Annotated in this window: 9 protein-coding genes and 1 tRNA gene; 5 read left to right on the top strand and 5 right to left on the bottom strand. The window is 34.7% G+C overall.

The annotated features are described in order from the left end of the window. Nucleotides 1-84: 84 nt before the first annotated feature. The 4 genes from X926_RS09010 (at nt 85) to X926_RS09025 (ending at nt 4,919) form a co-directional block, all read left to right on the top strand. Nucleotides 85-1,242 carry an amidohydrolase gene (locus X926_RS09010; protein ID WP_103065846.1) on the top strand — a complete coding sequence of 386 codons (1,158 nt, stop codon included), beginning with the start codon at nt 85-87 and terminating at the stop codon, nt 1,240-1,242. 146 nt (nt 1,243-1,388) lie between these two features. Beyond that, nucleotides 1,389-2,441 (top strand): L-threonine 3-dehydrogenase, encoded by a 1,053-nt coding sequence (gene tdh, locus X926_RS09015; protein ID WP_103065847.1) that lies wholly within the window; start codon nt 1,389-1,391, stop codon nt 2,439-2,441. Between the two features lie 2 nt (nt 2,442-2,443). Continuing rightward, nucleotides 2,444-3,625, top strand: a complete 1,182-nt coding sequence (locus X926_RS09020) for a glycine C-acetyltransferase (RefSeq protein ID WP_103065848.1) — start codon at nt 2,444-2,446, stop codon at nt 3,623-3,625. A gap of 148 nt (nt 3,626-3,773) precedes the next feature. After that, nucleotides 3,774-4,919: an SBBP repeat-containing protein gene (locus X926_RS09025; protein ID WP_103065849.1), complete on the top strand. Its 1,146-nt coding sequence runs from the start codon at nt 3,774-3,776 to the stop codon at nt 4,917-4,919. 45 nt (nt 4,920-4,964) lie between these two features. Here the strand turns inward: X926_RS09025 and mnmG are convergent, their stop codons facing one another. From mnmG to X926_RS09045, 4 genes are all read right to left on the bottom strand, one after another. Beyond that, a complete protein-coding gene (mnmG, locus tag X926_RS09030) occupies nt 4,965-6,842 on the bottom strand; it encodes a tRNA uridine-5-carboxymethylaminomethyl(34) synthesis enzyme MnmG (RefSeq protein ID WP_103065850.1) in 1,878 nt (625 codons plus the stop codon). An 84-nt stretch (nt 6,843-6,926) separates the two neighbouring features. After that, nucleotides 6,927-8,018, bottom strand: coding sequence for an N-acetylglucosamine-6-phosphate deacetylase (gene nagA / locus X926_RS09035; RefSeq protein WP_103065851.1), 1,092 nt, complete (start codon nt 8,016-8,018; stop codon nt 6,927-6,929). Between the two features lie 7 nt (nt 8,019-8,025). Next, on the bottom strand, nt 8,026-8,952 hold the full coding sequence (locus tag X926_RS09040) for an SIS domain-containing protein (protein WP_103065852.1): 927 nt from the start codon (nt 8,950-8,952) through the stop codon (nt 8,026-8,028). 26 nt (nt 8,953-8,978) lie between these two features. Continuing rightward, entirely contained in the window at nt 8,979-9,704 is a 726-nt protein-coding gene (locus X926_RS09045; protein WP_103065853.1) for a GntR family transcriptional regulator, read from the bottom strand. A 159-nt stretch (nt 9,705-9,863) separates the two neighbouring features. Between X926_RS09045 and X926_RS09050 the strand changes: the two genes are divergently transcribed. Continuing rightward, entirely contained in the window at nt 9,864-10,553 is a 690-nt protein-coding gene (locus tag X926_RS09050) for a hypothetical protein (RefSeq protein ID WP_103065854.1), read from the top strand. Nucleotides 10,554-10,626: 73 nt separating this feature from the next. Here the strand turns inward: X926_RS09050 and X926_RS09055 are convergent. Continuing rightward, nucleotides 10,627-10,701, bottom strand: a tRNA-Val gene (locus X926_RS09055). Between the last annotated feature and the right edge of the window lie 260 nt (nt 10,702-10,961).

The following is a 10,961-nucleotide window of genomic DNA, read 5'->3' on the forward strand; positions in this document are numbered from 1 at the left end:
AAGGGTGGGGAGCGGGGCAAAGGGGCGCTATAAATAAAGATTCTTAAGACAGTAGTCAACAATACTAAAAGGGGGAATACTTTTATGAAAACACTTTTATTGAAAAATGGATACATTTATCCTATTTCCAGGGAACCTTTTGTCGGAGATATTTTGATAGAAGATGGCATAATCAAGCAAATAGGGGAAGATCTGCAGGTTAAAGCAGACGAGGTAATAGATGCAACAAATAAGTATATCTTTCCAGGATTTATCGATGCTCATTCCCATATTGGTTTGTTTGAAGAAGGTGTTGGAGCTTCTTACCAAGATGGAAATGAAGCGACAGACCCTGTTACCCCACAAGTTAGGGCGATTGATGCTTTCTATCCGGAAGACGCTGCTATAAAAAGAGCTCTATCTGGGGGAGTAACAACAGTGATGATAGTACCAGGTAGTGCGAACCCTATTGGAGGTCAGGGGGCCATAGTGAAGTTAAACTCTCAAATAACCGATGAAGCTGTTTTAAGAGAACCTGCTGGTCTTAAAATGGCTTTGGGAGAAAATCCTAAAAGAGTTTATGGCTCTTACAACAAAACCCCATCTACTAGGTTAGGAAACGCTGCAGTAATAAGAGATTATTTTACAAAAGTTAGAAACTATATTGAAAAGAAAAAATCCGCAGAAAAAGAAGGGAAAGCTTTTACTGAGACAGATATCAAATTTGAAATTGGTGAGAAAGTTTTAAATAGGCAAATTCCAGCAAGGATTCATGCACACAGAAAAGACGATATTTTAACGGCGATTAGGTTATCTGAAGAATTTGGGTTTGACCTTGTCATTGAACATGCAACAGAGGCTTATAAAATCCCTGATTTTATTAAAGAGAAAAATATTCCATTGATCTTGGGACCTTTGCTCGGCTTTAGAACGAAATTGGAAACAAGGGATATGCGGTTTGAGTCGATAAAAATAATTAATGAAAAGGGAATCTTGGCTGCATTGATGTCAGATCATCCAGTAACTCATTTAGAACACGTTTCAATACAAGCAGCTACTGCTTTAAGATATGGCGCCAAAGAAGAAGACTTGCTAAAAATGTTAACAATAAATCCAGCTAAAATTCTAAAGATAGAAGAACGTTTAGGAACGATTGATGAAAACAAGGATGCGGATTTGGTGTTGTGGAGTGGTCATCCTTTTGACCCCAGAAGCGTTGTTGAAAAGACGTTGATAAACGGAACTGTGGTTTATGAATTATAAAATTACTTGCTAATTTTGTGCTAATTGACCATAATCACCCATTATTGTCTATTTTTGCCTATAAACTACTCTCCTGAAGATTGAAAAAAATTTCATAGTGAGTTACTATATATAATAGTAGTTATCTTTTAAAGGAGAGTGAAAAAATGAAGGCTATTGAAAAATCGAAACCAGGAAAAGGATTATCCTTAATGGAAGTAGAAGAAACATCTTTACAATCTCCACACGATGTAAAGATTAAAATTTTGAAAGTATCAATATGTGGGACTGATGTACATATTTACGAATGGAATGATTGGGCAAAAGACCGAATTAAGCAATTCCCACAAATCGATGGCCATGAATTTGTTGGAAGGGTAATCGAAGTTGGAAATGAAGTTAAAAGCGTTAAACCTGGAGATTTAGTTGTTTCAGACAGTCATATACCTTGTGGTTATTGTCATCAGTGTAGAACAGGAAATATGCATGTATGCCAGAATTTAAAGATCTTAGGAGTAGATAGAGATGGCGTTTTTTCTGAATACGCCGTTCTACCAGATACAGTTTTGATAAAAATCGACGAAAGTATACCTTTAAAATATGCATCTGTGATGGAACCTTTGGGAAATGCGATTTTTACAACAACTGCAGCCGATCTTAGAGGTAAAGTAGTTTTAATTGCCGGAGCGGGACCTATTGGCGCTATGGCGATAGAAATTGCCAAATTATCCGGAGCAGCTTTCATTATAGTAAGTGAACCTTCTGATTACAGGATCAATATGGCAAAATCTTTAGGGGCTGATTTAGTTATAAATCCGAAGGAGAAGTCTGTAGTTGAAGAAGTATTAAAAATAACCTCTGGATTGGGAGCAGATGTCTTTCTTGAAATGTCAGGAAATGAAAACGCTCTGAACGATGGTATAAAATCATTAAAAAGCACAGGAGTGGCATCTATCTTAGGGGTTTATCCTGAAAGCAAGATAAAGTTTGAAATGAATACCGCAGTTTTTAAAAATCTTACTATTCACACGATTACTGGAAGAAAGATGTTTGAAACGTGGTATATGGCTATAAACTGGCTGAAATATCATAAATTGGATTTAAGTAAAGTCGTTACGCATGAATTTGACTTTGAAAATTTTGAAGAAGCTTTCGAATTGATGGCCAGTGGGAAAAGCGGTAAGATAGTTTTAAACGTTACAAAAGAGGAGGAGGTTTGATTATGGATTTTTATGAACAATTGAGAGAAGAGTTGAAAAAGCTCGAAGACTCTGGTTTACTTATCACCATAAGAACACTTGAAAGTGCACAAGGCGCTTGGATCAATATCAATGGTAAAAAGGTTTTAAATATGTGTTCTAACAATTATTTGGGTTTGGCAAACAACGAAAGGCTTAAAGAAGCTGCTATTAATGCGATTAAAAACTGGGGTGTAGGTCCAGGTGCAGTTAGAACAATAGCTGGGACTATGAAGATTCACGAAGAATTAGAAAAAAAGCTAGCGGAATTCAAAAAAGTAGAGGCAACTCTCGTTGTTCAATCTGGATTTAACGCAAATCAAGCTGTTATTCCTACTATAACAAATGAGGAAGATGGTATTTTATCAGATGAACTTAATCACGCAAGCATAATAGATGGGGTTAGGTTATCGAAGGCAAAAAGATACATATGGAAACATAAAGACTTAAACTCCTTGGAAGAGCAATTGGTTAAGGCACAAAAAGATAATTGTAGAAGAAAATTAATTATAACTGATGGTGTTTTTAGCATGGATGGAGATATTGCACCTCTTCCAGGAATTGTGGAACTAGCCAAAAAATATGATGCTTTAGTAATGGTGGATGATGCACATGGAGAAGGAGTATTAGGAGAAAACGGTAGGGGAATAGCGGATCATTTCAATTTGACGGACGAAGTGGATATAGAAATTGGAACTTTATCTAAAGCCTTTGGAGTTGTGGGTGGATTCGTCGCAGGTAAAAAGATATTAATCGATTATTTAAAACAACAAGCAAGACCATTTCTATTCTCTAGTTCTTTGTCACCAGCAGAAACGGCTGCAGCTTTAGAAGCAACGAAAACACTTTATGAATCTAATGAGTTAGTAAAAAAACTTTGGGATAACGCCAAATATTTTCAAAGTAAGCTAAAAGAAATGGGGTATGATATCGGAGTTACTGAAACCCCTATAACCCCGGTTATGATCTATGATGAAAAGAAAACAAAAGAATTTAGCTCAAAACTATATGAAGAAGGTATTTTTGCATCTAGCATAGTTTACCCCACCGTTCCAAAAGGGAAAGCCAGAATAAGGGTAATGATAAGTGCTTTACACAGTACAGAAGACTTAGACTATGCTTTAAGTAAATTTGAAAAAATAGGTAAAAGTTTTGGTGTTCTATAAATTGTTGTGTAATTTTTAAATTTTTATGATATAATAAATAAGAAAATGTTTTTTGTAATTTCAATAATTTTAAATTTAGAAATTAGATTTAAAGTAAGTTTTAGAGATTCTATAGGTAGTAAAATATATAAAGATAGGAGGGATTGTGGTGAAATCAAAAATTGTTTTGGTATTGGTGTTAACAGTATCTCTTTTTGCGATGGCTTCTTTAACCCTTGATTGGGGAAGAGTATACACCCTTGGTGGATCTCAGGAGATCTTCGATGTAAAATCTACAGATGAGGGGGTATATCTTTTTGGATACACCAATGAAAAAGGATTCAACGAAGATATTTTAATTTTGGAATTCGATCAAGAGGGTAACGTAGTTTATGAAAACAAGTTAGGTGGAAATTACAACGATTGGGCAAATCAAGGAATTTTAACTTCTGATGGTGATATGCTCTTGGTTGGAACATCGAATTCTTACGGAAGTGATTCAGATTTCTACGTTTCAAAAATAGGTAACAACAAATTCTCTACGAACATTAATAAACTAGGTAACGACAAAGGTTCAGCTGTTGTAGAAGTAGAGGATGGCTATGTTGTAGTAGGCTATGGTTCCGATCCTGATACATTAAACATGCGAGGAAAAATGGTAAAATTGAATAAAGAAGGAAAAGTTGTATTTGAAAAGTGGCTTCCTTACTTTGTTGCTGGCTCTGATACTAAACCTTTGAGTATTCAAAAAACTTCAGACGGTAATTTCATCATTGCAGGCACGGTAGTACAATTATTTGAAAATAAGACCCAATTTTATCTGGCTAAGGTTGATCCCAATGGAGAAGAAATCTGGACCAAAGTTTTTGCTCCAAGAGATTATGCTAGAGGCTTCGATGTTAAAGAAGTATCTGGAGGCTACGTAGCAGTTGGTTATGAAGGTTCATGGGATTCAAAATGGTCAGATATCTATGTTGTAAAGGTTAACCCAGAGGGACATATTTTGTGGGAAAGTTTTTATGGAGATGTAGAAAGTGATCACGGTTATTCAGTTGCCGTAGGTCCAAATGGAAATATATACGTTGCGGGATACGTTACAACCCTGAACGGTGACAAAGATTTTGCTATACTTGAATACGATAATAACGGTAATTTGTTAAGTGAAAAATCTCTCGGTGGATACGGCGATGATGTCGCTTATGCCCTCGATATTGATGATAATGGAAACCTCTATGTTGCAGGATATTCTCAATCATCAGATATAGGTGCAGATGCTGAGAAAGATGTCTTTATATTAAAATACACCGTAAGATAAATTTTTAAACCGCCCCCTGTCCTATTGGGGCGGTTTTTATTTTAACTACCTTATTTTATCTTTTTGCTTCAAATAAATTCTTAAGTTTATAGCATCAGCCGGATTTATGCCAGGTATCCTTAAGAGTTGTCCAAAAGTTTCTGGCTTAATTTTTTTCAATTTTTCTTTAGCTTCATAGGCAATGTTGTTAATTTTGTCATATTCTATATCGCTTGGTATCTTTTCCTTTTCGAGCTCTTTCATTTTTGCGATCTCATCTTGCATCCTTTGAAAATATCCGTTATATTTGAAGTGAATGTCGATTTGTTCGATAACTTCCTTTTCTTCAACTGCTTCTTCGTCTAAGTGTTTTAAATCATTATAAGATATTTCACTTCTTTTGAGTAATTCACTCATGTGAACAGGCTGAGTGATTTTTGAAGAGCCTTTTGAGGCTAAAATGTCGTTAACTTGATTAGGTGATACCTTAATTTGGTCCAATCTCTCAATTTGATGATTTATCAAATTTTCCAATCTATGAAGTTGCTCGTATTGTTCTTTGCTTAGTAAACCGTATTTGTATCCATACTTATACAACCTTAAATGAGCGTTATCATGTCGGAGCAACAACCTGTATTCAGCTCGAGAAGTCAGTAATCTGTAAGGCTCATCAACTCCTTTTGTGATAATGTCGTCAACAAGAACCCCAAGGTAAGCCTCGGACCTGTCAAGAATGAAAGGTTCTTCTCCTCTAATTTTTAGGGCAGCATTAATTCCTGCTATAAGTCCTTGACCTGCGGCTTCCTCGTAACCACTTGTACCATTGATTTGGCCAGCCAAGAATAATCCTTCTATTTTTTTTGTTTCAAGGTTGTGTTTCAATTGGATCGGATTTACAAAATCGTATTCAACGGCATAAGCAGGCCTTTCAATTATAGCATTTTCTAAACCAGGTATAGTTTTCAAAATCTCAATCTGTGCTTCAAAAGGTAAACTCGTACTCAATCCATTTAAATAGATCTCTTTTGAATGTTTGGATTCCGGTTCAAGGAAAAATTGATGGGTATCCTTATTGAATTTCATAACTTTATCTTCAATGGAAGGGCAATACCTAGGACCAATGGACTGGATTAATTTCACATCTCCATACAAAGGAGAGAATGCGATATATTTTCTAATAACTTCGTGGGTCTTGCTGTTGGTTCTCCCTAAATAACAAGGATAATCCTTTGATAAGACTTTTGGCTGACTCCAGTAAGAAAAAGCGAGAGGTTCATCAGCGGTTTCTTGGATATCAAATTTAGAAAAATCGATAGAATCTTTCCTCACCCTTGCAGGCGTCCCCGTTTTAAATCTCGATACTTCCAAACCTTCTTTAATTAAAGAATATGTCAAGGAATTTGCAGGAAGTTCTCCCATTCTACCAGCTTCAAAGGCGTTCCTACCAACAAAGATTTTGCCTCTCAAAAATGTTCCGGTAGTTAAAATCACAGCTTTAGCAAAGTATTTTATTCCTAATTCTGTTTCTAACCCTATTATTTTACCGTTTTCTACTAAAAGGTTTTTCGCTATTCCATGTCTCAAAATTAGATTTTCTGTAGTTTCTAAGATTTCTTTCATTTTTTGTGAGTAATCGTATTTGTCTATTTGAGCTCTTAAAGCCCTAACAGCGATACCTTTACTTGTATTTAGCATTCTGATGTTGATCATTGTTTCGTCTGTTACCTTCGCTTGTACTCCGCCAAGTGCATCTATCTCCCTTGCTACAACGCCCTTAGCGGGGCCTCCAATGGCAGGATTACATGGAGCCCATCCTAAAGTGTCTAAATTTATATTCATTATTAAAGTATTCATTCCCATTTTAGCTGAGGCTAAAGCAGCTTCAATCCCGGCATGGCCAGCTCCTACAACAATAACATCAAAACTGTTTTCTTTGTTTTCCAAAAATCATACCTCCATTTTTTATACTTTCTTTAGCGCCCCTAGGGAGTTTATCTTTTTTCTATGTTTTATTATAGCACACAATGTTTAAAATACCTTTTCACCTTCGAAGATGGTTTCTTTTACGTTCAGGTCTTTGTCTAAAATGACAAGGTTCGCATAGTAGCCAACTTCAATCCTTCCCTTATCGTAAATATGTAGGTCTTGAAGAGCGTTGTATGAGGATACCTTTGCAAGCTCTTGTAGTGTACAATTGGTAAATCTTTTAAAATTTTTGACACCTTCGTTGAAAAGTAGTGTACTCCCAGCGATCGTTCCATCGCTAAGTGTTGCTTTGTTGTTTTTTACTGTGACTGTTAAACCACCTAATTCGTATTCACCGTCTTGTAACCCTGCAGCGGCTATAGAATCGGTTATCAATATAATTTTGTCTGCTCCTTTTATTTTGTATACCAACATCACAAACTCAGGAGAAAGATGAATCCCATCACATATCATTTCTATATTAAAATCAAAATAAAAGCCAGAACCTGTTCCCCCTATGTTACGATGATGTAGGGGTGTTAATGCGTTTGAAAAATGGGTGATTCTGTTAACTCCTGATTCGAAAGCTTTTTTGAAGATCTCAAAATTCGCAGAAGTATGACCTAATGAGATTACTACATTCTTTTCTTTAAGATAATTTATTGCTTCAATAAAACCGTTAACCTCCGGTGCCATGGTTATTAATTTCACTTTATCGCTAATTATCTCTTTTAGTTCCTCCAAGGAAGGATCTCTTATATACTGAGGGTTCTGAGCTCCTTTTTTTTCTACATTTATATAAGGACCTTCCAAATGAACTCCTTCGATTGAAGAACCTACGTCGTCTATATTATCCAAAACTTTTAGGATCTGTTCTTTAGAGGCTGAGACCGTTGTTGGTAAAAAAGTAGTTACACCATATGAAAAATTATTTTTTGCCCAACTTTTGAACTCTTCCCTTGTTGCATGCATCGTATCTATACCCTTTTGTGCATGAGTGTGTGGATCCACAAAGCCAGGCATTACTATGGCATTAAAATCTCTATAACCATAATCTTTTCTTATAACTCCAGAAATCTTTTTGCCTTTTATTTCTATATCTCCGGTATATTCTCCGTTTATAGGATCCACAATTAAAACGTTTTCTAATTTCATATTTATCTCACCCCCCCAATTTTACAGATTTTGAAAGGTTCTTAGGTGAATCGGGATTGTACCCCATTTGGATGGCCTTTTTGTAACCTAAATACTGTATGGGAATGAGCCTTAGAGGAGCTTCAAATCCTTTCATGTTTGGGATTTTTACGTCTCCATCAGCAGAAATCATTAAGACTTTTCCACCCAACCTTTCGATATCATTGATCAATTCTTTCTCTTCTTTCATGCCCTTTGAATTTAAGATAACCAACGTTTTTTTTGTGAGTGTCGATATAGGACCGTGTCTGTACTCTAACGGCTCATGATATTCAACGTACTGTAAAGCCATCTCTTGTAATTTAAGGGCGCCTTCTTTTGAAATGCCATAATTTTCATCGTACCCAAGAAAGACAAAATGTTCATACTTTTCTAAAGCTAACTGATCAATAATCTTTTCGGAATCTTCTAAGATTTTTTCACTGAAATTATAATAACCATTTTTTTCTATCCCGTTTAGCAACATTGCCAGTATAAAAACAAAAGAACCCGTCATAACTACGCTTTTTTCTTCAGCAAAATCTAAAATTATATTTTCCTCACATTGTTGAGTAATTGAAGAATTATTTGAAGATGTTATTCCTATGGTTTTCATGCCTTTTTGACTTAATTTTTTTGCCGCTAAAACAGTTTCAGTTGATTCACCGGTTCTGGTTATTAAAATTGCAACATCACTGTCAGGAATATCATCAAAAAGCATAATATGTCCACCGGTTAGCACTTTTGCTTTATAGCCATTTTTGTTCAATATTTCTTTCATTATAAATCCAATGTTGTATGAAGAACCGCAACCAACAAAAAGATATTTTTTCTCTTTTGAAAAAGAAAAATCAAACTCATTTAACTGACTTAAGAGATTGGGGATTCTTCTTATTTCATCTAATGTATAGTGCACTTTTATACTACCTCCTCAGAAAAATCTTATGCCTTTCTGACTATCTTGAATTTGTATTTATCCCCTCTGTAAACTGATTTAACGTATTCAATACACTTTTTATCTTCTATATAGGTATATCTCGTTCTCAATGCAGCAATAGATCCTTCACTTTGGGCCAAATATTTAGCTTGTTCTTTGTTTAAAGTTGTTACCTCGAGAGTTTCAATAGCATGAGTGAATTTTATGCCGTATTCGTTAGTTAGTATTCTATATAACGATTCTTTTGACATATCCCTTTCTATTATGTTCAATACCCTTATATCTGCATTGGGATTCAAGTATGCTGTTTCGATTGCATAGGGATCTTCATCTAAAAATCGAATTCTTTTTAATAGTACTACCCTCCCGTCTTTTGGAACTTTAAACTCTTCAACTAACTCGGGAGGAATTTCTATTAGCCTGTTTTCTAATACAATGGATTTTGTTTTATGACCTTGCTTTGCTGCTTCATCAGTAAAACCTGTAAGCCTGGTTAATTCTTCTTCTTGCTTTTGCCCTGTATAAAACGTACCTTGTCCTCTTTTTCTTGTTATTAAACCTTCTTTAGAGAGCTCTTCCAAGGCTCTTCTTACGGTCAAACGTGAAACACCAAATTTATCGCATATCTCGTTCTCTGTCAACAACTTATCTCCTTTTTTATAATCTTCCTCTAATTCTCTTTTTAAGTCCAGATAAAGTTTATAATAGAGCGGAATAGGGGCTTCTTCCATTTTAATCTCACTCCCTTCTTATTGGTATATTCCAATTATATAATAGTTATAACAATAAGTCAAATTGAAGATTGATTTTTCTAAATTATATGTGCTAAAATATTCTATAATAAAACTTTACAAAAAATTATTTTCAAAATAATTAAGGAGCCACGCGCAATGTACAAAGATGAACTAGAAATGCTCGTAAAATTTTTAGGGGAAGACCTGTTAAAAGAAGAGAATCAAAAAAAACTTCAAGAGCTTGTTTTTAGTAAAATTAAAAGAAAAGAAGATTTTCAGTCAACACACGAATTACTCAAAACACTTGAAAGTTATGAGTTAAGGGACTTTTTATATTCAAAACTTTTAGAAAGTTATTTTTCTATCTTCAATATTATTTACGAAGAAGGTAGCCTAAAATACGGAGATGAAAATTACAAAGTTACCATAGATAGCAAAACTTTCGATTCTCTTATCGAATTGTTGGATGAATCAGAAATAAATGGAGAAATTCTATTTTATCTGCTCTCTGACGATTTAAAAAAGAGAGTAGAAATAATACAACAATTGATAAGTGGAAGATCAAAAAAAGAGTGGAATGAAGAAGAATTAAGAAGCTTTGTGAAAAACTTAAAACCACTAACAACAAGGTTTTTTGAATTATTGATCGAAAAAGGAAAGATGAAATCTGAAGAGATAATGGAAATCTTAGAATTGAAGAACAAAAAATCGGTTTCCGCCTTGGTAAGCGCTGTAATCAGAAACGCCCCGAACGATAAAGAAAAATTAATTTTTAAAGATAATGATTATATATGTATTAATGAAAAATATAGAAATAAAATTTTTGAAATTACAAATAAATTATAAAAAACAAAAGCAGGATGAAGTTCATCCTGCTTTTTTTAGCAATATATATGAGAAAAGCTAAAAAGTTGAATGGTGGTGGGTGCGGTAGGGATTGAACCTACGGCCTCTTCCGCGTCAAGGAAGCGCTCTCCCACTGAGCTACGCACCCTTTCTAATCGTATAAAGTATATCATACTTTTTTAACTCTGTCAATAAAAACTGGCTCTTTGTCAAATATGGTTGATGGAATAGACTGAAGAGATGATGACAAGGTTATTACAGAGATTTTTTGTTGAGTAATTTCAGCTCAGAAAGGATAACTGTTTACAATATGTTGTTCCTTCTGTGATGAAATTTGGTAGTTTTATGAATCTTTCTGGCATCACTCCTAATAGAACTTTTTTGGTATATCTCAAAACTTCCTTGAAT

The organism is Petrotoga sp. HWHPT.55.6.3 (assembly GCF_002895495.1).
Lineage (GTDB): Bacteria > Thermotogota > Thermotogae > Petrotogales > Petrotogaceae > Petrotoga > Petrotoga mobilis.

Bases quoted from the DNA above. Each gene is read 5' to 3' on its own strand.
- X926_RS09010 (WP_103065846.1), top strand. From the start codon at position 85: ATGAAAACACTTTTATTGAAAAATGGATACATTTATCCTATTTCCAGG.
- nagA (WP_103065851.1), bottom strand. From the start codon at position 8,018: ATGAAATTAGAAAACGTTTTAATTGTGGATCCTATAAACGGAGAATAT.
- X926_RS09050 (WP_103065854.1), top strand. From the start codon at position 9,864: ATGTACAAAGATGAACTAGAAATGCTCGTAAAATTTTTAGGGGAAGAC.
- X926_RS09020 (WP_103065848.1), top strand. From the start codon at position 2,444: ATGGATTTTTATGAACAATTGAGAGAAGAGTTGAAAAAGCTCGAAGAC.
- tdh (WP_103065847.1), top strand. From the start codon at position 1,389: ATGAAGGCTATTGAAAAATCGAAACCAGGAAAAGGATTATCCTTAATG.
- X926_RS09045 (WP_103065853.1), bottom strand. From the start codon at position 9,704: ATGGAAGAAGCCCCTATTCCGCTCTATTATAAACTTTATCTGGACTTA.